The organism is Psychrobacter sp. ANT_WB68 (assembly GCF_008369115.1).
Lineage (GTDB): Bacteria > Pseudomonadota > Gammaproteobacteria > Pseudomonadales > Moraxellaceae > Psychrobacter.
Genome location: NZ_VOAZ01000003.1, coordinates 44,026 through 68,292, shown reverse-complemented (window position 1 = coordinate 68,292; position 24,267 = coordinate 44,026). Strand labels below are relative to the sequence as shown.

At 42.1% G+C, this 24,267-nt stretch carries 18 protein-coding genes; 16 read left to right on the top strand and 2 right to left on the bottom strand.

Annotated elements, in window-relative coordinates:
• The first annotated feature begins 104 nt into the window (after positions 1 to 104).
• The 3 genes from nrdR (at position 105) to FQ084_RS08765 (ending at position 2,885) form a co-directional block, all read left to right on the top strand.
• Positions 105 to 563, top strand: a complete 459-nt coding sequence (nrdR, locus tag FQ084_RS08775; protein WP_149490272.1) for a transcriptional regulator NrdR — start codon at positions 105 to 107, stop codon at positions 561 to 563.
• A gap of 124 nt (positions 564 to 687) precedes the next feature.
• The gene (ribD, locus tag FQ084_RS08770; protein WP_149490271.1) at positions 688 to 1,743 is read left to right on the top strand and encodes a bifunctional diaminohydroxyphosphoribosylaminopyrimidine deaminase/5-amino-6-(5-phosphoribosylamino)uracil reductase RibD; all 1,056 of its coding nucleotides are present in this window, start codon (positions 688 to 690) and stop codon (positions 1,741 to 1,743) included.
• A 467-nt stretch (positions 1,744 to 2,210) separates the two neighbouring features.
• Entirely contained in the window at positions 2,211 to 2,885 is a 675-nt protein-coding gene (locus tag FQ084_RS08765) for a riboflavin synthase (protein WP_149490270.1), read from the top strand.
• A 70-nt stretch (positions 2,886 to 2,955) separates the two neighbouring features.
• Here FQ084_RS08765 and FQ084_RS08760 read toward each other — a convergent pair whose 3' ends face one another.
• A complete protein-coding gene (locus FQ084_RS08760) occupies positions 2,956 to 5,829 on the bottom strand; it encodes a response regulator (protein WP_149490269.1) in 2,874 nt (957 codons plus the stop codon).
• Positions 5,830 to 6,054: 225 nt separating this feature from the next.
• On the opposite strand from FQ084_RS08760, the gene fmt reads away from it, so the two are divergent.
• The 9 genes from fmt (at position 6,055) to FQ084_RS08715 (ending at position 17,545) form a co-directional block, all read left to right on the top strand.
• Entirely contained in the window at positions 6,055 to 7,146 is a 1,092-nt protein-coding gene (fmt, locus tag FQ084_RS08755; RefSeq protein WP_149490268.1) for a methionyl-tRNA formyltransferase, read from the top strand.
• A gap of 70 nt (positions 7,147 to 7,216) precedes the next feature.
• A complete protein-coding gene (locus tag FQ084_RS08750; RefSeq protein WP_149490267.1) occupies positions 7,217 to 8,788 on the top strand; it encodes a transcription antitermination factor NusB in 1,572 nt (523 codons plus the stop codon).
• Between the two features lie 41 nt (positions 8,789 to 8,829).
• On the top strand, positions 8,830 to 10,251 hold the full coding sequence (gene thrC / locus FQ084_RS08745) for a threonine synthase (RefSeq protein WP_149490266.1): 1,422 nt from the start codon (positions 8,830 to 8,832) through the stop codon (positions 10,249 to 10,251).
• A gap of 343 nt (positions 10,252 to 10,594) precedes the next feature.
• Positions 10,595 to 11,692 carry a LysM peptidoglycan-binding domain-containing protein gene (locus FQ084_RS08740; RefSeq protein WP_149490265.1) on the top strand — a complete coding sequence of 366 codons (1,098 nt, stop codon included), beginning with the start codon at positions 10,595 to 10,597 and terminating at the stop codon, positions 11,690 to 11,692.
• Positions 11,693 to 11,748: 56 nt separating this feature from the next.
• Entirely contained in the window at positions 11,749 to 13,005 is a 1,257-nt protein-coding gene (gene dprA, locus FQ084_RS08735) for a DNA-processing protein DprA (protein ID WP_149490264.1), read from the top strand.
• Between the two features lie 104 nt (positions 13,006 to 13,109).
• The gene (locus FQ084_RS08730) at positions 13,110 to 13,799 is read left to right on the top strand and encodes an L-threonylcarbamoyladenylate synthase (RefSeq protein WP_149490263.1); all 690 of its coding nucleotides are present in this window, start codon (positions 13,110 to 13,112) and stop codon (positions 13,797 to 13,799) included.
• 226 nt (positions 13,800 to 14,025) lie between these two features.
• Positions 14,026 to 15,012, top strand: coding sequence for a TIGR01777 family oxidoreductase (locus tag FQ084_RS08725; protein ID WP_149490262.1), 987 nt, complete (start codon positions 14,026 to 14,028; stop codon positions 15,010 to 15,012).
• A gap of 232 nt (positions 15,013 to 15,244) precedes the next feature.
• The gene (locus tag FQ084_RS08720; protein ID WP_149490261.1) at positions 15,245 to 16,318 is read left to right on the top strand and encodes a metallophosphoesterase; all 1,074 of its coding nucleotides are present in this window, start codon (positions 15,245 to 15,247) and stop codon (positions 16,316 to 16,318) included.
• A 93-nt stretch (positions 16,319 to 16,411) separates the two neighbouring features.
• Entirely contained in the window at positions 16,412 to 17,545 is a 1,134-nt protein-coding gene (locus FQ084_RS08715; protein WP_149490260.1) for a metallophosphoesterase, read from the top strand.
• 98 nt (positions 17,546 to 17,643) lie between these two features.
• Here FQ084_RS08715 and FQ084_RS08710 read toward each other — a convergent pair whose 3' ends face one another.
• Complete coding sequence (locus FQ084_RS08710) at positions 17,644 to 19,116, bottom strand: alpha/beta hydrolase (RefSeq protein WP_149490259.1); 1,473 nt, start codon at positions 19,114 to 19,116, stop codon at positions 17,644 to 17,646.
• 504 nt (positions 19,117 to 19,620) lie between these two features.
• Here FQ084_RS08710 and grpE point away from each other — a divergent pair.
• The 4 genes from grpE to FQ084_RS08690 all read left to right on the top strand — a co-directional run bounded on the left by grpE (position 19,621) and on the right by FQ084_RS08690 (position 24,080).
• On the top strand, positions 19,621 to 20,220 hold the full coding sequence (gene grpE, locus FQ084_RS08705; RefSeq protein WP_149490258.1) for a nucleotide exchange factor GrpE: 600 nt from the start codon (positions 19,621 to 19,623) through the stop codon (positions 20,218 to 20,220).
• A gap of 253 nt (positions 20,221 to 20,473) precedes the next feature.
• Positions 20,474 to 22,417, top strand: a complete 1,944-nt coding sequence (gene dnaK, locus FQ084_RS08700; protein ID WP_149490257.1) for a molecular chaperone DnaK — start codon at positions 20,474 to 20,476, stop codon at positions 22,415 to 22,417.
• A gap of 331 nt (positions 22,418 to 22,748) precedes the next feature.
• The gene (locus FQ084_RS08695; protein WP_149490256.1) at positions 22,749 to 23,291 is read left to right on the top strand and encodes a porin family protein; all 543 of its coding nucleotides are present in this window, start codon (positions 22,749 to 22,751) and stop codon (positions 23,289 to 23,291) included.
• Between the two features lie 240 nt (positions 23,292 to 23,531).
• Positions 23,532 to 24,080 (top strand): porin family protein, encoded by a 549-nt coding sequence (locus tag FQ084_RS08690; protein ID WP_149490255.1) that lies wholly within the window; start codon positions 23,532 to 23,534, stop codon positions 24,078 to 24,080.
• Positions 24,081 to 24,267 lie beyond the last annotated feature (187 nt).

Below are 24,267 nucleotides of genomic sequence, written 5' to 3'. Positions count from 1 at the left end.
GTTTTTAGGTTGTTTAACATTAATCATTGAATGTATTATTTAAATCCTATTATTCAAGCAGTAATAGCTCCTATAGCGCTTAATATTAAGACAAGGAAAAGAGTATGCATTGCCCGTATTGTAATGCGTCAGATACCAAGGTTATCGATTCACGACTGGCAGCTGAAGGCGCGCAAGTGCGTCGCCGCCGCTCATGCAATAGCTGTCAGGAACGCTTCACGACCTTTGAAGTGGTAGAAGTAGTGATGCCGCGCATTATCAAATCAAGTGGCAAAATCGAACCTTATGATAATGACAAGCTGCGCCGTTCGATTTTATTACCCTTACAAAAACGCCCGATTACCATTGATGAACAAGAAGCAATGATTAGCCGTATCGAAAAGCGCGTGCGGCAAATGGGCGAGCGCGAAGTAAGTAGCAAGGTTTTGGGTGAAATTATCATGAGTGAGCTCAAGACATTAGATGATGTCGCTTATGTGCGCTTTGCCAGTGTGTATCGCGACTTTCAAGATATCGATGCCTTTCATCAAGAGATTGCCAATATTCGCCCAAACGAAAAATAGAATAATTTAAATATCAATCAGTCGATAAATTTGACTAATTATTGAATACTTCTCTTAGTTCAAACCTTCTAAAACTATTAGGTATTTATAATAACCATTTCCATCCTCTATTAAGTACGCCCTTATGCCGAACTCGAATCACTCTCAAGATGCCAAAGACCGCTATTTTATGATGCTTGCTATCGAGCAGGCAAAGCGTGGTTTGTATACGACGCGCCCCAATCCGGCGGTGGGCTGTGTGTTGGTGCAAGCAGACGAGGTGGTCGGGCAAGGGTTTCATCCTAAAGCTGGTCAGCCGCATGCTGAGGTTTTCGCCTTAAAAGATGCAGGTATACGCGCCGTGGGTGCTTGCGCTTATGTGACGTTAGAACCCTGTAGTCATACTGGACGTACTCCGCCATGCGCGCGAGCGCTTATTGAATCTGGTGTGAAACGTGTCGTCATCGCTGGTCTCGACCCTAATCCTCAAGTGGCTGGTCGCGGGGTGGAACTGTTAGAACAAGCGGGCATCGCTGTTACCGTTGGCGTGCTAACAGCGCAAGCAGAAGCGTTGAATAAAGGCTTTTTAAGGGCGATGCGCAGCCAATTACCTTATGTCAGGCTTAAGATTGCCACCAGTCTTGACGGTCGTACGGCAATGGCATCTGGAGAGTCGAAATGGATTACGGGTACAGCCGCACGTGAAGATGTGCAGAAATTACGCGCGCAGAGTGGCGCTATTATCACTGGTAGCGAAACCGTTATCGTCGATAACCCTCAATTAAACGTACGTTCAAGCCGATTGGGTATAGCGCCTGAGGAGATACCATCTGCTAAGGTGGTGATACTTGATAGACGAGAGCGACTAAAATACGATTTGCAATCTGACTATCAGTTATGCACTCAAGCAGATACGCTATATTGGCGTGAAGATAGTTTGATTGAGTTATTAAAAACCCTAGTGACTGAGCATCAATGTTATGACGTATTGGTAGAGGCAGGAGCAAGCGTGGCTGGTAGCTTCTTACAACAGCAGCTGGTGGATGAGCTCATTGTTTATCAAGCGCCTTGCTTATTAGGAGCACAAGCACGCCCTATGGTTGATATTAATCCGTTACTTTTAGCACAGCAGCTGCGTTTTGATATTCAAAGGCATGAGCAACTGGATTCTGATCTTAAGCTTACCTTACTGCCTTTATAAACCTTCTAACGGAAACTCTTGTTTTTCAATGCTTTATCCACAAGATTACACTCATGAACCACTGGTGTGGATAAATATAATGATTTATCAGAAGTTTCACATGAAACTGTGTATAACTTTGTTTCACATGAAACGGATTTATAGGACTTGGTAATAATTTATAAAGGTATTTCCTTTTAATTCAAACACTTAGATTTTACTAGTGTATTCGGTAGGTATAGAGTGAAAAGTATATCTGCTGTGGATAACTCCTCGGATATACAGCTTTTAATCCTACTATTTCTCAAACACTCTTTAGTTATCCACAGTTTATCCCATGGTTTTACTAGATTTAGCTACGCTTATAATAAATGCCGTCGATATAATTGAGTGCAATAGTTAACATTATTTATATATTTACATGAAACAATATGCTCAAATAAAATATACTAGCCTACTAGGGCAATAAAAAATGAAAAGAGGGTGATATGTTTACCGGAATTATAGAAAGCGTTGGAAAAGTAAAATCTATGCAGCCAACGGGTGGTGATATCCGTTTGACGATAGAGTCTGATGGTTTGGATTTTAGTGATGTGAAACTAGGAGACTCTATTGCCTCTAATGGTATCTGTTTAACGGTAGTCGAGTTTGGCAGTAATTATTACTCTGTTGATGTTTCACGTGAAACTATTGCTCGCACTGCTTTAGCGGAGCTAAAACCAGGTTATATCGTGAACTTAGAGAAAGCAATGCTACCGACAACACGTTTTGGTGGGCATATTGTTGCCGGTCATGTCGATGGCGTAGGCGTGGTCAGTAAGCTGCAAAAAGATGCGCGCTCACTTTATATTGAAATTGAGATACCACAAGAGCTGGCGCATTATACGGCGACCAAAGGTTCTATCACCCTTGATGGCATCAGTCTGACCACCAATTTGGTACGCGATAATATTGTCTCACTTAATATCATTCCGCATACTGCGCAAGTGACTAATATCGCGCAGCATTGGTTGGTAGGAGATAAAGTCAATGTGGAAGTGGATATTGTGGCGCGCTACTTAGAGCGTTTGTTAAATAAATCGCAAGCAGATAGCTCAAATGTGGCTAATCCACAGAGTGCTATCACCGAGGCGTTTTTAGCAGATAATGGTTTTATGAGGTAATGAGTACAATCTAAAGTCAGAGCAGCACTTATGCCTCTTTAATATGACTGGCAAATGTTGTAAACGCTTATTAGGTTTTAATAAGCGTTTGCAAAACCTCTTGTAGTTTAAGCTTATTAATAGGTTTGGCTAAAAACTCATCCATGCCGACTTGCAAGCAGGCGGCGCGATCCTCTTCGGTATTATTTGCTGTTAGTGCAACGATAGGAATATCATCGCCTTGCGCACGAATAGCTTGGGTCGCTTGTAGTCCATCCATCACCGGCATCCGGCAATCCATTAAAATAAGCGCAATCTCTTGACGCTGTTCTTGTAATTTGTCTAGCGCTTGCTGCCCATCTTCTGCAACCACACTACGATAGCCGATTTTTTCCAAGATTTTGCAAGCTATTTTTTGATTGGTTGGGCTATCTTCTACTACTAAAATCAACGGTGCTAGGCTTTCGCTAGTAGCATCGTCTGTAGCTGTTGTTAACGGGTTACTATTCTCTTTACTATTCTCTGGCTGTATTAATTTTTGTCTAACAAGTAACGTCAAACGCAGTAATTCAGAGAGTAATAATGCCACATCGACTGGTTTGTTTAAAAAGCCGTCACATCTCTCTAATAACATGGATGGAATGCGGCGCTCTGCTTTCATGCTAACCAATATTTTTGGCAGCGAGTTATCAGCAAGTAAGCTGTTTAGAGCCTGCTGTCTATCAATATTTACGTGTGCTTTATTTTCTAATTTATTTTCAGCTTCTATATTTTTATCGTCAGCGATTATTTGGGGCGATAGTGCGAGCGTGATTTCTTCATAATATTCATAATCTAGTAGCAAAATAGGAGCAAGCCTCTGCTCATCTTGCGTCAATTTATCGTTTATTTGCCGTAGCGCTGTTCTGTCTATAAAAGTCGAAATAGTGGCTGGTATAGATAAGTAAGCACACAAATCGCGCAGATGTTTGGCACGCAGCGGTTGTTTAATTACTGCAATCAGATGGATATGGGTCAATTGCGGATTAGGATGATAAATAGGCTTATAATTTGGACGCCTGCAAGGTAAGTAAAGATTAAAAGTGCTGCCTGTAGTCAGCGTGCTTTTTATTTCAATAAAACCACCCAGTAATTGCGCAAAACTATTGACGTTATTTAACCCTAATCCTTTTTTAGTTGTGTTTTTTTGAAGATAGTTAACATTTCGGTTGTGGTTTTCATTAAGATACATCAGCAGTTGATGCTGCTTCGCTATATCGATTCCCATACCGCTATCGGTTACGCTAAACCGAATCCAGTCGTGTGAGGCATGAGTGGTATTGTCTGTATCAATATCGCCTTCTTGAGTAAGTGTATGGTCTTTATTGATACCTACCAAGCTTCTGTTTTTGCTTGCTAATACCTCTGCGTTACTCACCGTCTCTATGGTCAATGCCACATAGCCAGAAGTGGTGAATTTGACTGCATTGTCCAATAAATTGTGCAGGATTTGTTGTAGACGCTGATGGTCTGTATCAATATAACGCGGACTGTTAGGTGTAAAAAAACACAGTAGCTCAAGACCCTGCTGCCTGATCCTTTCTAGCAGTGACTCACTGACCTTCTGTCCGAGTTTATAGATATCGACCGCCTCGATATTCAAACGAGTCTTACGTACCTCTATCTCTCCTATATCTAGCATGTCGTTCAGCATAGTAAGCATAGAGTGACTGGTGTGAATTAAGGTGTTTAAAATTTCATTTTGAGCAACCGTCAAAGTTTTAGGGTCAATAGGTTCTAGGGTATCAATCATCGCTTCTAACGGCAGGCGTAAATCATGACCCAAATTTGATTTAAGCGTATTAAACTCATCAAGTTGGCGTTGTAGCTGTTGGTTTTGTTGTTGTAATTGTATGCTCTGATTGACCCATTCATGGATATTGTTTAGCAATACCGTAAAGCCATGTACTTGTCCATGCTCGCCAAACCACGGGGTAATATGCAACTGATAGGTTTTTTTATTATGCAATCCATACACCAATAAGGTACGCGTAACCCGCAAATCTGCCAGTTTATATAATAGTGACTGAGTGGTTTCATCCTCAGCAAAGACGAAGTCAGTCAATTGATAGTTGCTATCGCTTTGAAAGGGTGTTGCAAATACTTGCTCAAAACGCTGATTAAAAAAGCTGATTTGACCGTGTCTCATAATCATCAGCATGGGCAGCGGCGCATGGTCAACCAAACGCTCTAAACGATGTTTTAGCGTGGTAATGCGTCGGTGATTGTCGTGCAACTGATAACTGATACGACTGAGCGCGTGCCCTAAGCGCAAAAACTCAGCCGTAGTTTTTTTTTCAATAAACGGTGGCGTGATATAAGCCTCTTTGGCATGGCTGCTTAACTCATCGGTATAAATAAGGAGTTGTTCCCAATTGGCACGCCGTTTTAGTGTATACAGTAATGCTAGGGTAAGGAACATGGTGGCTATCATGAAAGGCAGCCAATAGCGATACGATATCCAACTGATATCGAGCGGCTTATGACGCAGGATGGTATAAACCTTATGACCAGTCTCAAGCTCAATGGTGCCGACCAAACTGCTATTATTCACTCTATAGGTACTAGAATGGTTGCTATTAGTAGGCAGTGAAGTCATGACCTTGGGAAAGGTGATGCCGGTAAATTCACGCTCATTAGGGCGGGTGCGGCGGTGAATATAAGTTTGTCCAGACGGCATCATAAAAATCAGCTGATAGCTAATACCTTTAAAAAAGGGTTTTTCTAATATTTTTTTTATCTCAGAGTCTGCAGGGTTATCAAGCTCACTAATCTCATGCTGCAATGCATAAAAGCTCTCTATGCTATATTGCTCATTATATTGTCTCATCTCATAAAACATGGTGACGTAATACACTGACAACATTGCCAATAATGTCAAGGTATAAAAAATCAGCAGGCGTTGCAGAGACTGGAATTGTTGCATAAAAGCATGACCCTAAATCGGCGGTAAGTCGGCATATCTCAAAATGATAGTGAAAATAACAGATTTGCTCGCTGTGGCTTATTTGATATATAAGTAATTGAGCTTGATTACCATTATAGAGATAAATAGCACCATTAATAGCGCTTGATGCCTGCTATTACAATCATGGCACAACACTACAAACTCACCTATAATAGGCAAATCAACCATAAATAATGCCTGACTATGACCACACTTGCTGCACAACCTGATGTATTTATTGACGCCACTCAACCTGAGAAAATCCCTATGACTGGAACGCAGACTGAAGCTAACCCGTTAAGAGTGATATTTGCTGGCACACCTGAGTTTGCTGCTGTTAGTCTTGAAGCGCTTATTAAGCAGCAAACGGCGCTTAATATAGACATTGTGGCTGTCTATACCCAGCCTGATCGTAAGGCAGGTCGCGGACAAAAAATGGCTGCTTCTGCGGTCAAGCAAGTGGCATTGGCGCATGGTATTGCGGTTGAGCAGCCTGAAACCTTTAAGAAATCTAGCACAGAAGGGTTGGCGGCGCGCGAGACCCTGCGTAGTTATCAGCCAGATGTGATGATTGTCGCTGCTTACGGACTCATTTTACCGATTGGTGTATTGACCACGCCGACTTATGGTTGCCTGAATATTCATGCTTCCTTATTACCACGCTGGCGCGGTGCGGCACCTATTCACCGCGCATTACTGGCAGGTGATAGCGAGACTGGCATTACTATTATGCAGATGGATAAAGGACTCGATACTGGCGACATGCTTTATAAAGTCAGCGCACCTATTGAGTCTGATGATACGGCTGCTAGCCTACATGATAAAATGGCTGAGCTTGGTGCGACCGCCATTATTACTGTGCTAAAAGATTTACCACATTATCAAGCTCAGGCTATAGTACAAGATGACAGCCAAGCCAATTATGCTGAAAAACTGGTCAAAACTGAAGGCGAAATTGACTGGGCGCAATCAGCTACTCTGATTGAACGAAAAATTCGCGGACTGACTCCATGGCCAGGTGCTTATACTTTTTTGGCAGGGCAGCGCGTCAAAATTTTAGCCAGCTTGCCTGTGAATGCATCGCAGCTAACCGATAAACCAGCAGGCACGGTTATGAGCGTTGGGCGCAAAGCTATATTAGTAGCTTGTGGCAAAGAAAGTAATCATGATCAACAAGCTACTAGTTTAGCTATTACTCAGCTACAGTTTTCAGGTAGCAAGCCGGTGAGCGCCGAACAAATTTGCCATGGAAATCAGCTCAATGATGGCGACCAGTTCAGTAAAGAAACGAAATAATTTAATCTAACTACACACAATCCAAATCGCACAAGACGCTAACTATTAGGCGTCAAGGAAATTCAATTTAATGAGACAAACCAGTACTGCGCCAAGAAACAATAAGCTTAAACCGTCAAGCAACCTTATCATGAATGGTAGCGTCCGCGTTCGCGTCATTCGCACTTTACTGGCGATTCAGAATGGTCAGTCGCTAGCGAGCGTCCTTGATCCGCTATTAAACAGTTTGCATGATGGGGATAAAGGTTTTGCTCATGCGCTATTGTTGACGACGTTACGCCAGTGGTATGCCCTTGAGCGCTTACTCGATAGTCTGGCTGATAACCCTATTGATGAAAAAGAAGTACGTACGACTATTCAAGTAGGTCTAACGCAGCTACTCTATTTGCAAGTGGCTGACCATGCGGCGATTCATGAAACGGTTGAAGCGGCAAAAGAAATTGAGTTTGCGCATGCGACGGGTTTAATCAACGCCATTTTGCGTAAAGTTGCTAAAAACCCAAGTAAGTTCCGTAAGAAGTGTGATAAAAAACACAGCTTACCGAATTGGCTTGCCTATCAGCTTAAGCAAGATTGGAGTGAGCAGTATGACGACCTGATGCAGGGTTTACGTCAACCTGCACCAATGTTTTTGCGCGTGAATACAGCGATTACCTCGATAGAGAATTATCAGCAAGCATTGGTGGAGTTTGAAGTTGAAGCGGACTTGGTTGAGCTAACGAGTGGTTTACAACTCGAAAACTCGTCGGATACAGCCACATCTAATACTATATTGACCAAAGGGTTAAGATTGCATCAAACTACCGCAGTCAATGCCTTACCGCAATTCGCTGAAGGGGCTGCTAGCGTACAAGACATGCATGCTCAGCTTGCAGCACCGCTTATCCATAGCGCTCTACTTAATAAGCTGAGTGTTAAAAACGACGATGCAGACGGCGATATGGATACGAGCAACAACGAGATCCGCATTTTAGATGCATGTGCAGCGCCGGGTGGTAAGCTTGCTCATTGGTTAGAATTAATCAGCTCAAACGAGTCTCCATTGTTTAACGTCAAACAAGATGATGAGTCAATACCTGTAGTTTCAAAAGTGAAGCTCACGGCGATAGATAGTGAAGCGCCGCGTATCGAGCGTATTTATACCAATCTACAGCGCTTGAACTTAAGTCAGCATGACTTACAGCAAGCTGGGAAAAATATTGAGCTCAATATTGTCTGTGCTGACGCGACGACATGGCAAGGGGCTGGTAAGAAAAAGAGCAAGCTCGTATTTGACGCTATATTGCTAGACTCACCTTGTACGGCGACAGGCGTGATTCGTCGTCATCCTGATATCAGTATCTTGCGTACCGAAGAAGACGTCGAGCAAACGGCACTCTTACAAGCGGATATATTGCACAATCTATGGCCACAGCTTAAAGTTGGTGGTTATCTGTTATATGTCACTTGCTCTATCCTAAAGCAAGAGAACGTCGAGCAAATGCAGGATTTCATGACTCATTATAGTAATGTAGAAGCCATTGAGTTTAGTGACGATTGCAGTTGGGGTATCGAACAAGCGATCGGTCGCCAGTGTTTACCAATTGATAGCGAGAGCGGCGATGGCTTTTATTATGCCTTGCTGCAAAAAACTGCTGAATAAACTGTTTTAATTAATCATCTCATTGTAGACAGGACAATCTAATGAAATATATCAGTACCCGTGGTCAGACAGCGCCGATGGATTTTAGTGATGTGTTATTAATGGGTCTTGCACCAGACGGTGGTTTGATGTTGCCTGAGCACTATCCAAATATTGATAGTGCGACGCTTACGGAATGGCGCGCACTGAGCTATCCACAGCTTGCGATGGCGATTATGCAGCGCTTTGCTACTGATATTCCTGCTTCTGATTTGCAAGATATTATTGAGCGCACTTATACCGCTGAAATATTTGGCTCTGATGAGATTGTTCCTGTCCGCAAGCTTGAAGATAATTTGTATATTTTAGGCTTGTCGAATGGTCCGACATTGGCATTTAAAGACGTTGCCATGCAGTTTTTGGGTAATGCTTTTGAATATGTGCTTAAAAGAAAAGACGCACGTATTACCATCATTGGTGCCACCAGTGGCGATACAGGTAGTGCGGCAGAATATGCCCTGCGTGGTAAAGAGAATATAGAAGTCTTTATGCTGTCCCCGCATGGCAAAATGAGCGAATTCCAGCGCGCGCAAATGTATAGCCTGACTGATAAAAATATCCATAATATCGCCATCGATGGTATGTTTGATGATTGCCAAGATATCGTCAAAGCATTACAGCAAGATGCAGAATTTAAAGCAGCTTATAACTTAGGTACGGTCAACTCTATCAATTGGGGTCGTATCCTAGCGCAGATTGTTTACTACTTTAAAGCCTATTTTGCCGTTACTACGAATAATGATGAAAAAGTTAGCTTTAGCGTACCATCAGGCAACTTCGGCAATATTTGTGCTGGTCATATTGCTCGCGAAATGGGCTTATCAATTGAGCGTTTAATCGTCGCGACCAATGAAAACGACGTGCTCAATGACTTCTTTAATCAAGGTGCTTATCAGCCGCGACCAACTGCTAAAACTTATATCACGTCAAGTCCCTCAATGGATATCTCCAAAGCGTCTAACTTTGAGCGTTTTGTCTATCTACTACTCGATAAAGATAGCGCTCGCGTCAGCGAGTTATTCGAAGGGGTGAAATCCGGTCAAGGTTTTGACTTGTCTGACTTGATGGAGGCGGTTAATACCCGTTATGGCTTCGCTGCGGGTAAATCGACCCATAGTGACCGCCTGCAAACCATTAAAGCGCTTTATGAGCAGCATGGTGAGCTAGTCGATCCGCATACGGCTGATGGTATCAAGGTTGCCAAAGAACTACAGCGCGAGGGTGAGGTGATTGTCTGTGCGGAAACTGCACTGCCGGTCAAATTTGCGGATACTATCGTTGAAGCTATTGGTCAAATAGAAATCGCCCGCCCAGCCCATACTGAAGGCTTAGAGAGCTTACCGCAATATGTGGTGGTGCTTGATAATGATGCTGAATTGGTCGCTGAACAAATCCGTCAGCACGTTACACCAAATCCAGCTTAGTAAGCTTATCTATATAAGATATTCATTGATATTAATATCCAATTAAAGGTTACGCTATTGTAATAAAGTGTTTATGATTGTGTTATGGTAGATATAATTGTAATATTATAAATAGCGTCGGCGAGTCATCATCATGCTAGGCGCTTTTTTAGCAATCAAACCCGTCAATCACATCAGTCAACAACACTGAGCAGCTGCTCTATAAGCGTTATGATGGTGATACTTAAGCTTTTTATGTTTTTTCTAGTCACTATTTATTGCTTAGAAATAAGGTTCAAACCTAACTCATAGACTTAAGTAAACCAGAGTTGACGCTAATAGCGCTACATTTGTGGATATAACAATGAAGATGAGCTTAAAAAAGATAGCAAAAGCACTATTGGTGACGACATTTAGTGGTGCAATGCTGATGACCACTGCCCACGCTAATAATCCACCGCCGACCATCAAAGCGGATGCACCCAATCGCTATATCGTCAAAAAGGGCGATACGTTGTGGGATATCTCGGGACGTTATTTAGACAGTCCATGGCGCTGGAAAGAGATTTGGGCGACCAACAAGCAAATCAAAAATCCCAACCTTATTTATCCGAACGATATTCTTATCTTATGCGTCATTCAAGGTAAGACTTTGATTGGTGTTGATACAGGTGAGGGCTGTGTAGGTGTTGAGAAACAGTTAACGGGTAATGTAGTGTCTAGCACAGTTTCAGTCACTTCGACCGCTAATAGTATTCCGCCTATTCCATGGTCTGCGATTCAGCATTGGCTCGATAAGACCATCATTGTTAATCCAGCAGATTTTAATACCACGCCCTATATTTTAGCCTCTAAAAAAGGTAATTTAATTACGGCAAGCGGCGATAAAGTCTATGCTAAAGGTGTACCACTTATCGTTGGACAGCGTTATGGTATTTACCGTGAAGGCGAGAAGTATGTCGAGCCTAAAACGCAACAAGTCATCGGTTTAGAAGTCACCCAAGTTGCCACAGGCTTGGTCACCTCTACAGAAACCAATGGCGTCACTAGCTTGCAGCTTATCGACAGTTACGGCAAAGAAGTCCGTGAAGGCGATCGCGTTTTTGTAGAATTAAACAATTCCATCCCGCCAGTATTTTATCCAACGCCTGCCACCGTTAACCGTGGTGGTATGATTGTCCGCGTCATGGATTCTATCAGCTCAGCTGCTAAAGGCAGCGTGGTTGCTGTCAATTTAGGTAGCACTCATGGCGCCAAACCTGGTGATGTATTGACCGTTTATCAAAAAGGCGCAGTGATACGCGATATCAAAGACAATGACACACCGGTACGCTTGCCAAGTGAGCCTAGTGGTATGGTCATGGTCTTTAATACCTTTGATAATATTAGCTATGCTTATGTGCTTGATTCTGAGCTACCGATTAACGTTGGTGATCAACTTTTACCACCGCCTTACTTATAATGACTTGAGTCTTTATTAAATCATCATATCCGTCAGTTACTATGAGATAAGCGCTTATGACCGTGACCGCAGTCTCCTCTCTGTTATCCGATGAGCAGCGCGCAGTAGTGGCGCTGTGGACTGAAGTCAATGCGTCATTAGCGGCTTATCATAAGCTTATTGGCTTTTTTGGTAGTGCACAGCTTGCCTGGGGTGCGAAATTAGCAGCATGGAGGCAGCTTGGTATCCATAGTACGCATATCAAGCGTCATGAACAGTTGGAGCAAACGCACGCCACTATTGATAACATCCAACAGGCACTGCTAGATGGAAAATATGGTCTATTATTTGCAGAACAGTCTGACTATCCTGCACAACTCTTACAAATCTATGACCCCCCGCCCTTATTGTTTTATCGTGGCGATAAATCACGTTTGCAACAAGCGCAAATTGCCATCGTTGGGAGCCGCAAACCCACCGCTCACGCGCAAAAAATCACCTTTGATATGGCGCAATACTTAGCCCAAGCTGGTTATATTATCACCAGCGGCCTTGCTATGGGCGTAGATAAGCGCGCACATTTAGGTGCTTTGGCACAAGTTGATTCTGAACATCATGGTCGTACGGTCGGCGTGATGGGGACAGGGATTGACGTTAATTATCCCAATCATCATGATAAATTATTTAGTCAAATTATCGATCAAGGTGGCTGTATCATCAGTGAGCTGTTGCCACACACGCAGCCCCACAAACATACGTTTCCTCGCCGTAATCGGCTAGTCGCAGGACTCAGCCTTGCGACGATTGTGACAGAAGCAACCATCCAAAGTGGCTCGCTCATTACTGCGCGTTTAACCTCTGAGCAAGGCAAGCAAGTCTTTGCGATTCCAAGTCATATCGATAATAGTAATGCCGAAGGCTGTCATCACTTGATACGTGAGGGCGCAACTTTGATTTATCATCCGCAGCAAGTCCTCGAAGATATCAATAGTCAATTGGGCTATCAAAACCATAGCTACAAGTTATTGGACAATACAGAAGCTAGTAGTACTCAAGAAAATCTTAGCCAAATTCTTAATCCTCTAAATAAAGACAGAGATTCTATCGCAACTATTGGTCAGTCGCCGCAGTCTAATATTAAATCTTCTTCCAATGCTACCTTTATTCCTGAGCATTTAGCACCAGTTTATGAGCAGCTTGAATGGTATGGGCAAGATTTGGATGCATTATTAGGCACTACTAACCTGACGCCACCGCAACTGATTGGGCAGCTTATGGAGCTTGAGTTGTTAGGGGTTATCAGTGTGCAAGGTGGGCGTTATTTGCGCGTATAACTTTTTTTAAGCTTAACGCGATTTTGAGAAATTTTTAAACATACTATTTTGCCTATTATTAAAGCTGTATTATATTCTCTCATCCTTTTCAACCGCATTCAGCTATGTCTACATTTAAACCACTCATTACCGATTCTGTCGTTCAAGCTGCGCATTGGCTTCAAGAGGGACAGCTGCTTGCTTATCCAACCGAAAGCGTGTGGGGTATCGGCTGCGATCCCTTTAATCAGCGAGCAGTACAGCAGCTTTTGACCATCAAGCAGCGACCGATAGAGAAGGGCATGATAGTGGTCACCGATAGCGCCAGTCGACTTGAGGCACTGTTAAATCCTCTAAGTGATGAGCAACGGCAGTTGGTGTTAGACAGTTGGTGTAACGATTCTAAGTCTGATGCTTGCACTAAGCAGGCGCATACCTGGTTGTTGCCCTTATCGCCCAACCTGCCTGTTGCTATTCCCGTATGGATAACAGGCACCCATAATAGTATCGCAGTGCGTGTGATTGACCATCCTTTGGTGCAGCAACTGTGTCAACAAGTGGTTTCCGTCCGCAATCCTTATGGTTTTGTTGTCTCGACCAGTTGTAACCCTGCTGGTCAGCCACCCGCTCTATCATTGGCAGAAGCGCAGGCTTATTTTTTAACTAATACCAATATCGACAATACCAATATTAATGCCACTACCTCTGCTGATTTTAATGACCACGAACAAGTGGGTTATTTAAATGGAGACACACTGGGCTATTTGTTACCTAGCCAAATCAGCGATGCGTTAACGGGACAAGTGATTCGTTAGTAGCCATTTAAATTCTGTCATAATTTTATGATAACCGCTAACTGACAGTTTGCTCTGTTATTTTTTTACCCCTTTATCACTGCCTATTTTAATCTCTGATACTGCTAAATTCTATATTTATATCCAGTCCTGCTTTAAGTTTTATACCTACAATTAACCTCTTGTTTTTGTAGGATGTTTTTTGTCACACTGATGAAAAGGCGAGATAAATATAAGGATAAAAGCGATGAATATTCTAATCAGTGGTGGCTCAGGATTCTTAGGTAGCGCATTTAGTGAAGCAATTATTAAGCGTTATCAAAGGGATAATAAAGAGGTGCAGGTTACTTGGCTGACCCGTGATAGCAGCCAAGCACACCCTGTCGATATTAAGATGATGACTTATGATGAGTTGACGAAATCTCATCAGAGTTTTGACGTGGTTTTAAATTTAGCGGGTGCTGGGATTGCTGATAAGCGTTGGAGCGATGAGCGTAAAGAGCAGTTACTTACCAGCCGTGTTCAGCCTACCGAGGCGTTACTTGCTTTTATGGCGCGCAGTAGTACTAAGCCTAAACTCCTAATTAGCGGTTCAGCGATTGGTTGGTATGGCACCCAAGGTGACAAGCCTTTGACTGAGAGCAGTGACTTTAAAGCTGATTTTTCGCATAAACTTTGTGACGATTGGGAACAGTTGGCGTTGAAAGCCACTGATTATGGCGTTCCTGTCGTTATCGTGCGAACCGGCGTCGTTATTCATCCTGAGGGCGGCATGGTTAGCAAGTTATTAACGCCCTTTAAAATGGGTGTTGGCGGTCAATTGGGTAATGGTAAGCAAATCATGAGTTGGATCAGCCGTGCAGATTGGTTAGGGGCGGTGTTATTTATCATTGAACAGCACTTGACGGGTCAGAATAGTCAGCAACGAGAGCTTCTAAAGCAAGGTCATCAAAATAGTATTGGTGATGTTTTAAGAACAGCAAATGATACGCCAGCCGTTGTTTATAACTTAACAGCGCCTAATTCTGTGACCAATCATAATTTTACCAAGACGCTTGGAGCATGGCTACATCGTCCGACGTTTTTTACTTTACCAACATTTTTGTTGAAGTTGATGTTTGGTGAGATGTCAACCTTGCTGATAGACGGACAAAAGGTATTGCCACAAGCGTTACTAGAGGCAGGTTTTGAATTTAAACAGCCAACGCTTACGCAAGCTTTAGAGCAGCAGTGATAAATAGGTTGATGGGGGAAAGGTAGTGGCTGATCAGGTGGTTTTTGGAAATAAGTCTTATGAGCTTGAATGAGCGATTGTTTCATGTGAAACATTCCTCTGCTGGCGAACATATTTCTTTGTTGGTTTTTTCTTACAACCTTTATAACGTTTCAATAAACAATCATGCTGTCTATAACAGCTAAGGATATTGACGTACTATAAGTTTGTCTTTATCTGGTGCAATTTTACTATGTGGCTTTTTATCTTCCTTACCCAGCTGCTCGCGATGATGAGTAGCATGATACTGTACTGGTTTATTAAACCAACGCAGCGTCTTGCGAAAGTGAGTCTGGTTTTAAGCATCTTTATTATTAACAATGCTTTTCTTATATACGGATTGAGTGAGTTTTGGTATGAGCGCTTTCATGTCTATCTGGTTGCCAGTATTTTACAAGGCTTTATGTTCTATGCGGGCTTAATAACCGCTGTTATTAGCTTGGTTTATGTTTATATTTTTAAGCAAAAATATCATCCGATACTCACCAGAGCCGTCGCTGCTATGGTTTATGTTGCTATCGTTAGTCTGGCGCTATTTAATGCCTACTCACCTGTCGTACATCGCCTGAATGTAACTACAGATAAACTACTTAATAAACCGCTGCAGATTGCTTTAGTATCTGACACTCATTTAGGTAGATGGTTTGGCAATCGGCAGATAGATAAGATGGTGCAGTTGATTGATGCCCAGAGCCCAGATGTTGTAGTCATCGCAGGCGACGTCATGAATGATTCAACGGCTGCTTATGACAAAACCAATATGCATGAGCATTTATCAAAATTAAGAGCGCCGCTTGGTGTTTATGCCACTTTAGGCAATCACGACTACTCAGGTAACCAAGTTGCCATTGCTAAAGCAGTCGAAAAAGCAGGTATTCAGGTGATAGATAATAAAAGTGTCTGGTTGGATGACTCAGTATTGCTAATAGGACGTTCGGATGTAACGGACCCTGCGCGCCCTGCAGCGGAAGATTTGCTCAGTGAAGTAAAAGCTGATAAGCCGGTGGTATTTTTAGAACATAGCCCTGCCGATTTAGAGCAAATGAAAGGCCTGCCTATTGATTTACATCTATCAGGGCATACGCATGGTGGGCAAATATTTCCTTTAACGATATTGTTAAAATGGTTCACGCCGCTGGTTTATGGTGCCAAAAAAGTAGAAGGCACGCAGTTTTTGGTCACGTCAGGTTATGGTATTGGTGCGGTGCCATTTAGATTGGGTACGCGTTCAGAGATATGGCTGATTACCTTACAGTCGGCACAATAGGTGGCACAGTAATTATTAAAACAGTTACCAACATAGTGCTAACTCATCAGTACGGTCGCTAATACTCAAAACATTGCACTGCTAGGAATTATTATGCGCTACGCATTTATTATTACCATTATTGTGCTGCTAGAGCTGTTTAGTTTTGGAGCGGCGCTAAGTTTAGAGTGGTGGCTACAGCCTTGGAGTAATCCTACGCTCCAAACCGCCACATGGATAATGATATTTGCCATTACCAATATCCTTCTGTTGCTTAGCGTCACAAAGCTATTCGCTAATAGCTATCGCTGGATAAGCGCTTGGATGTTAGCGATGCATTTTATGATGCTAACCGCTTTATCAACCAGTCTGTTTTATGGAGGATATTGGCTTTTAAGCGTATTGTTTGATAATGACCTTTCTGACTTAGAAATACTCACTATTGGCTTACGCATTTTTGCGCTGCTATTCTTTATCGGGTTATTTATTTATAGCCTATATAACGCTTATATACCAGTTGTACGCAAACTCTCTATTAATATTAACAAGCCCTTAGCCAAGCCATTACGTATCGCGGTAGCCAGTGATTTACATTTGGGTCGACTGTTTGGCAATAAAGCTGTTGCAAGATTGCATGCCATTATTAAGCGTTATCAGGCAGATATATTGCTGATGCCGGGCGATATCATGGATGACAATACGCAAGCTTTTAGCACTTATAAGATGGCAGAAGATTTGGCGAAACTGGTCACCGATTTGCCGTATGGTATTTATGCGACGTTAGGCAATCACGATTTATACGGTCACGAGCAGTCAATTAGTCAGGCCTTACAGAATGCAGGCGTGCAGTTGTTAAATGATGAAGTGTTTTGTATAGAACATGAAGGCTCACCTATTTGGCTCCTTGGTCGTTTCGATAATCATAAACGCCAACGGGTAGCCACGAACGAGCTGCTAACACAGGCCAATATTGCTGAGCCGATTATTCTATTAGATCACCGACCGAGCGATATCATGGCACATAGTCAGCTACCGATTGATTTACAGGTTTCAGGACATACCCATAACGGTCAAATATTTCCAGCCAGCTTTATTGTAAATGCCATCAATCGTTTGGGCTATGGTTATGAAGCCATTGGCAAAGGGCATTTTGTGGTGTCTTCAGGTTATGGGTTTTGGGGTATCCCGTTTCGCTTAGGCTCACGTTCTGAGATTTGGCTGATTACTTTGTCAGGTCAAGTTGATTAATAGTAATTGGCCTTGCTTATACGGTTCTAATAGTCCGGCAATTTTAGTTTTTCATCCTCTTTAACAGACATCGATACTCATCGCCATGATTCAGCTAATCATGCGACTAATAAATCTTGTATGCTTATAATCTCACGTACGAAGCTGGAAAAACCATCGATGATATGATGAGTCTCTTGCCCAAGACCTTGATGAATGCTCATAAAATGGATAAATCCGTGCGGTGCCCCATAGACCATGTAGGTTTGCACAGCGATACCGTAGCCCTCTAATTGGTTAGCATAAGCAAAGGTCTGATCACGCAAAACATCCAACTCTGCAGCGACGATATACGTAGGGCAGACTTGTCGATTGTCACCGAGCATGGGTGAGGTCAGGATATGCTGCCGCGGTAGCGGACTATTTTGCAAACAAGCGGCGTCGAATACCGCCACATCGGCATGGTCTAATAATAACCCTTCGCCATATAACTCCCAGCTTGGATAGTCATTTTCAATATCCGTCACAGGGTATAGAGGCATTTGCGCCATCGGTTGTGGTAAACGTTGCAGTATCTCAAAGGTTCTCTGTCCATCCACACCCAAATCTTGCCATGCCTCTGCCGTTGGTGTAATCACTTGTTGTGCAACCATGGTTGATAAACCGCCGCCCGCACTATCACCTGCTAGTACGATACGTGAAGGTAACGCCCCAAATGCTTGGCAGTTTTCCGCTAACCATGCATAAGCGGCAATACAATCTCTCAGCGCCGTCGGTGCAGGATATTCAGGCGCTAAGCGATAATCAACGCTGACGATCGGCCAACCCGTTTGTTCACAAACGGCATGGCAGAATTCATGATGGGTGTCCACATCGCCGATACAAAAGCCGCCACCATGAAAAAATAACATCACGGTTTGATCTGGATTGCGTTTGGGTTTCGTTTTAAAGCTAAAACTTGTTGTGGTCGCTTTTTTTTGATAGCAACGAATAATCATATTGCCATCATCGGCATTCGCAATCATTTTGTCTTCCCAATTGACGGTATTTTTATCCTTATTAGTGCAGGGTTTTATACTGCTAAATATAGTAGAGCTGGCTTGCTGCCATACTTTTGGGGCTTGCATGGCAACGGCGTCGGTAGCAAAGCGCTGGCGTAGCTCGCCCATTTCTATCAGGTTTAAAGGCGTTTTAAGTTTACTATTGACTGCAAGGATTAAGCGCAGATGCGCATCAACGTGTTCGTATTGCTTTGATGTTGGTCCATCCAAATAACCAACCCAGCTTTCTAATACCAACTCTGGCAAGCAGCCGATACCCTTCATCGCATAATGTAGCAGGTGCGGCTGATAAGTCGTCATTAGATTGTGATGAAGCACCTTGTCTTTAATAGATAATGGCTTATGATTAGCGCTAGTCTCAGCTTCAGTATGGCTCGTTTGCAGATTATCTGGTTCGTGATTGTTTGACGAACCATTTGATGAGCCGCTTAATGATTTTTCAGGTTTTTCTTGACTTAATGACGTTAGGTTAAGGGTTTTCACTGCTTTGTTAAGCAAGGTGTTGATTGATAATACTGTTGAATTAGACATAACACCTCTGATAAATAATGGATAATATTTGCCCTAATAATAAGATACGCAAAAATAAAGTTGAGTATTATTTGGTAATAGTTTGGGTGTTAATAGTAAGTTACTTGGAATAATGAGTGTTTTTTGTAGGTCTTGTTCGCGAAATTAACCACTTATTGACCATAAACGTAAAAGTACCAATACTATTTTGACGAGTAATTTTCTACACTTTCCTGACATTTATGAGCATCAAGAAAAATTCCTGAGATTAGGCTTGAAATTTGCCCCCATCACCTTTATCAAGCAGCTATAAGAGTATATTAAGAAACGATTGATAAAAATCTGTGATTTATAAAAAAGTGAGTGATAACAGCTAGATCATTTATAAAGGCCGATAAACTGATTAAGTCAGCAATGGAGAGAAAAACAGTTTGGCTAGCCATTAGCCGATTTATTATGTCTTTCAATCCATCGTTATTAAGTTAACAATCCCATTAATAATTATATCCCTATTAAGGAGCTATCATGAGCGAGCAGAATAATAACCACGAATCGATTGACCAAAATGTCTCACATGACAATGTTCAGCATACTGACAGTATTTTAGAAGAAACCATGCAAGAGTTTGATCCACAACATAACTCAGGTGCAGAGAGCAGTATCCCAAGCGATATTGATTTAGATACGTTTAAATCTCGTATTGCTGAGTTAGAAGATGAAGTCAAGCAAGCCAAAGAAGGCACCGCTCGAGCCAACGCTGAAGCTTACAATGCACAAAAACGTATGGAACAAGAAGCGGATAAAAGCAAAAGATTTGCCCTGCAGAAATTTGCCAAAGAGCTGTTAGAAGTGGTCGATAATTTAGAACGCGCCATCGAAAATGCCCATGCAGATGATCCTGTCACTGAAGGGGTAAGATTGACTCATAAAGCATTGTTAGATGTATTGAATAAAAATGGCATCGATATGGTTGACCCACAAGGCGAGAAGTTCAACGCCGACTTGCATGAAGCGGTAGGGATTGACCCCGAAGCCGAAGCCGATATCGTCGGTACAGTTCTACAAAAAGGTTATAGTTTAAATGGTCGTTTGTTGCGCCCAGCGATGGTGCGCGTCGGACAGTAAGATGCAAAAGCTTGAGATTTTAGGTGTTAGTATTGAACAATAAGTTTATAACAGTGTAAAACCCTATTATTAATGGGGCTTTACACAAAAAATCACATAAAAGACAATATTTACCGCCTGATTGACTTGAAAAAATGAAGTCTCAAACCGATATAAAACAACAAGTGACCGATTAGATGTTGATAGTTATTCATAATCTAAGGTCTGATGATATAGAAGTTTTTATTTAAAAATAAATTAGGAGCAATTCATTATGGGTAAAGTAATTGGTATTGATTTAGGTACAACTAACTCATGTGTGGCAGTGATGGAAGGTGATAAAGTTAAAATCATCGAAAACGCTGAAGGTACGCGTACCACACCATCGATTGTCGCTTATAAAGATGACGAGATACTTGTTGGTCAGTCAGCGAAGCGTCAAGCGGTCACCAACCCAAACAATACGCTATTTGCTATTAAGCGTCTTATTGGTCGTCGCTTTGATGACAAAGTCGTACAAAAAGACATCGGCATGGTGCCTTATAAAATCGCCAAAGCTGATAACGGTGATGCATGGGTAGAAATCAACGGTAAGAAATTAGCGCCACCACAGGTTTCTGCTGAAATCTTGAAAAAGATGAAAAAAACAGCTGAAGACTATCTTGGTGAAGCGGTGACTGAAGCAGTCGTAACCGTACCTGCTTACTTTAACGATTCACAGCGCCAAGCAACCAAAGATGCCGGTAAAATTGCGGGCCTTGATGTAAAACGTATTATCAACGAGCCAACGGCTGCAGCACTTGCTTATGGCATGGACAAAAAGCAAGGCGATAGTACTGTTGCTGTATATGACTTAGGTGGTGGTACGTTTGACGTATCAATCATCGAAATCGCTGACGTTGATGGTGAGCAGCAGTTTGAAGTACTAGCGACCAACGGTGATACATTCCTTGGTGGTGAAGATTTTGACTCAGCGTTGATTGACTTTTTAGTGGCTGAATTCAAAAAAGACCAAGACGTCAACCTAAAAGGTGATTCTCTTGCGATGCAGCGTCTAAAAGAAGCGGCAGAAAAAGCAAAAATTGAGCTATCAAGTGCCCAAAGCACTGAAGTGAACTTGCCATATATCACTGCTGATAGCAGTGGTCCTAAGCATTTGGTGGTGACTATCAGCCGCTCAAAACTTGAGAGCCTAACAGAAGAGCTAGTACAACGTACTATGGGTCCTTGTAAAACAGCTCTAGAAGATGCTGGTCTAAAAATCGGCGATATCGATGATGTTATTTTAGTGGGTGGTCAGACACGTATGCCTCTCGTACAGCAAAAAGTACAAGAGTTCTTCGGTCAAGAGCCACGTAAAGACGTCAACCCTGATGAAGCGGTTGCCGCTGGTGCTGCGATTCAAGGCGCGGTATTGTCTGGTGACAAAACTGACGTCCTATTGCTTGACGTAACACCATTGACACTAGGTATTGAAACAATGGGTGGTGTCATGACGCCAATCATTGAGAAAAACACTATGATTCCGACTAAGAAATCACAGGTATTCTCAACGGCAGAAGACAATCAGCCAGCAGTAACGATTCAGGTTTATCAAGGTGAGCGTAAAATAGCTAACCAAAATAAACAGCTTGGTCGTTTTGACTTGACGGATATTCCACCAGCACCACGTGGTTTACCGCAAATTGAAGTCACGTTTGACATCAACGCTGACGGTATCATGAATATTTCAGCGAAAGACAAAGGTACTGGTAAAGCCCAAAGTATCCAGATTAAAGCGGATTCTGGCTTGTCAGATGAAGAAGTTGAACAAATGGTGCGTGATGCCGAAGCGAACGCCGCTGAAGACGAGAAATTTGCTAACTTAGCACAAGTTCGTAACGAAGCAGATGGTCGTATCCATGCCGTACAAAAAGCGCTAAAAGATGCGGCAGACAAAGTATCTGATGATGAAAAATCAACAGTAGAAACGGCTATCTCTGAGCTTGAAGCAGCTGCTAAAGAAGACGACCATGACGAGATAAAAGCCAAGCTTGAAGCTTTAGACAATGCGTTCTTGCCAGTTAGCCAAAAGATTTATGCGGATAGCAGTGCGGGTGCGGAAGGTATGGATCCAAACCAGTTCCAACAAGGTGCTGATAACGCTGGCAACAGCAACCAAGCTGACGACGATGTGGTCGATGCTGAGTTTACTGAAGTAGACGAAGATAAAAAATAAGCGCTATTAACAGTTAAAATTGACGTTTGACTTATAATAAAGAACGCATCTTTCGAGGTGCGTTCTTTGATTTTATAAAGTTATTTATAGCCAATGAGTAGGAAGTATTACCCAAAACAGGTGATTGTAACAAAAGATTTCATATATAGACCTTTGTAACTCGAAGACTGACAAACACTTGCAAAAGTTAACTTTCTTACCATTAAACACTGACAGAGTCTTTGACATAGTTTGTTACTATGTATACATCGTTAGCAAACAAGGCGATATGACTAAAAAGTCCACATAAATAAATAACTTGTTTGTCCCAATTGATTTTAAGGAGCTACACATGAAAACTCTACAAAAAACTCTACTTGCACTAGCCGCTGGTTCTTTAGTAAGCATCGGTGCACAAGCAGCCGTAGCATATGGTAATGGCTACACTGGTCAACCGTACGTTGGTGTAAAAGTCGGTCAGTTTGACCTAGACGTAGACGGCTCTGATAAGCCAACTGCTTATGGCGTATATGGTGGTTATAACTTTGATCCTAACTTCGGTCTTGAAGTTGAATATGTAGGTTCAGATGACGCTGATTATTATAATGGTGATATTGATGCGAAATCTTATGGCGCATATGGTACATACCGCTATCAGTTCCCGAACACTGGTCTATATGCTAAAGGTAAGCTAGGTGTTGCTAAAACTGAGATTGAAGGTAACTATCTATCTTCTAACTCTAAAAGAAATACCATCTCTAAAGATGATACTAGCTTAGCTGGTGGTGTAGGTCTTGGATATTCAGTGAACCCTAACTTCAGCGTTGAAGCAGAATATGACAAACTAGGTAGTGATGCTGATCTTATGACGGTTGGTGCACAACTTAAATTCTAATCATTTGAACCTTAATTTCTTTGATTAGTAATAGCTAAAATAGTCATTAAAATAAAAAACGATCACTTCGGTGGTCGTTTTTTTTATGCGAAAAGAAAAAATGATATGAGCGTCATTAAAAAAGCGAGCATTAACAAAACGGTTCTGTTAGTATTGCGCGTCCAACAATAGTTGAACTAATTTGTATGATTTGTAATATTCATCCAAATTGGATTTTAGTTTTATTTAACGGGAAAATATATGAATACTTTACAAAAAGCTTTGAGCGCACTAGTAGTTGGTTCTTTACTGACTGTAAGTGCACAAGCAGCAGTTAATTATGCAGGTCAGCCGTATGTTGGTGTTAAAGCTGGTAAATTTCTGGTAGATACTGATGGTCTAGATGATCCTACTGCTTACGGTATTTATGCGGGTTATAACTTTGATCCTAACTTTGGTGCTGAAATTGAGTATGTAGGCTCTAGTGACACTGATATTGAAACAGGTGTTAGAGGCGTTAATGCTGAATATAACCTTAAAACTTATGGCGCCTACGGTACTTACCGTTATCAATTCCCTAATACAGGTCTATATGCCAAAGGTAAAATAGGGTTTGCTAAAGCAGAGCTTGATGTTTCTGCAAGCAACGTTTTAGGCGGTTCTGTTAGCGATAGTGATAGCGATAGCGGTCTTGCTGGTGGTATCGGTTTAGGTTATAACTTTAACCCTAACATGAGCATCGAAGCTGAATATGATTATGTTGCTGAAGATATTGCGCTATTGACGGTTGGTGCACATTACAAATTCTAATATGATTCTAGAATTTTAACGTTGATATTTTCAAGGTTAAATTCGTTTAATGAATAAAACGATCGCTGCGGCGGTCGTTTTTTTGCTTTAAACGTCAATAGCTTTGTCTTAAGTCTGCTTAAGATGGATACACCATAGACTGATGATTTTTAAGAATTTATAAAAGCCAAAAGTATGTTACATTGAA

What these genes read in the sequence shown, in the direction of transcription:
- FQ084_RS08715 (WP_149490260.1), top strand. Translation starts at nt 16,412, where the DNA reads ATGCGCTACGCATTTATTATTACCATTATTGTGCTGCTAGAGCTGTTT.
- dnaK (WP_149490257.1), top strand. Translation starts at nt 20,474, where the DNA reads ATGGGTAAAGTAATTGGTATTGATTTAGGTACAACTAACTCATGTGTG.
- FQ084_RS08750 (WP_149490267.1), top strand. Translation starts at nt 7,217, where the DNA reads ATGAGACAAACCAGTACTGCGCCAAGAAACAATAAGCTTAAACCGTCA.
- nrdR (WP_149490272.1), top strand. Translation starts at nt 105, where the DNA reads ATGCATTGCCCGTATTGTAATGCGTCAGATACCAAGGTTATCGATTCA.
- fmt (WP_149490268.1), top strand. Translation starts at nt 6,055, where the DNA reads ATGACCACACTTGCTGCACAACCTGATGTATTTATTGACGCCACTCAA.
- dprA (WP_149490264.1), top strand. Translation starts at nt 11,749, where the DNA reads ATGACCGTGACCGCAGTCTCCTCTCTGTTATCCGATGAGCAGCGCGCA.
- FQ084_RS08730 (WP_149490263.1), top strand. Translation starts at nt 13,110, where the DNA reads ATGTCTACATTTAAACCACTCATTACCGATTCTGTCGTTCAAGCTGCG.
- ribD (WP_149490271.1), top strand. Translation starts at nt 688, where the DNA reads ATGCCGAACTCGAATCACTCTCAAGATGCCAAAGACCGCTATTTTATG.
- FQ084_RS08710 (WP_149490259.1), bottom strand. Translation starts at nt 19,116, where the DNA reads ATGTCTAATTCAACAGTATTATCAATCAACACCTTGCTTAACAAAGCA.
- FQ084_RS08690 (WP_149490255.1), top strand. Translation starts at nt 23,532, where the DNA reads ATGAATACTTTACAAAAAGCTTTGAGCGCACTAGTAGTTGGTTCTTTA.
- FQ084_RS08740 (WP_149490265.1), top strand. Translation starts at nt 10,595, where the DNA reads ATGAAGATGAGCTTAAAAAAGATAGCAAAAGCACTATTGGTGACGACA.
- grpE (WP_149490258.1), top strand. Translation starts at nt 19,621, where the DNA reads ATGAGCGAGCAGAATAATAACCACGAATCGATTGACCAAAATGTCTCA.
- FQ084_RS08720 (WP_149490261.1), top strand. Translation starts at nt 15,245, where the DNA reads ATGTGGCTTTTTATCTTCCTTACCCAGCTGCTCGCGATGATGAGTAGC.
- FQ084_RS08725 (WP_149490262.1), top strand. Translation starts at nt 14,026, where the DNA reads ATGAATATTCTAATCAGTGGTGGCTCAGGATTCTTAGGTAGCGCATTT.
- FQ084_RS08695 (WP_149490256.1), top strand. Translation starts at nt 22,749, where the DNA reads ATGAAAACTCTACAAAAAACTCTACTTGCACTAGCCGCTGGTTCTTTA.
- thrC (WP_149490266.1), top strand. Translation starts at nt 8,830, where the DNA reads ATGAAATATATCAGTACCCGTGGTCAGACAGCGCCGATGGATTTTAGT.
- FQ084_RS08760 (WP_149490269.1), bottom strand. Translation starts at nt 5,829, where the DNA reads ATGCAACAATTCCAGTCTCTGCAACGCCTGCTGATTTTTTATACCTTG.
- FQ084_RS08765 (WP_149490270.1), top strand. Translation starts at nt 2,211, where the DNA reads ATGTTTACCGGAATTATAGAAAGCGTTGGAAAAGTAAAATCTATGCAG.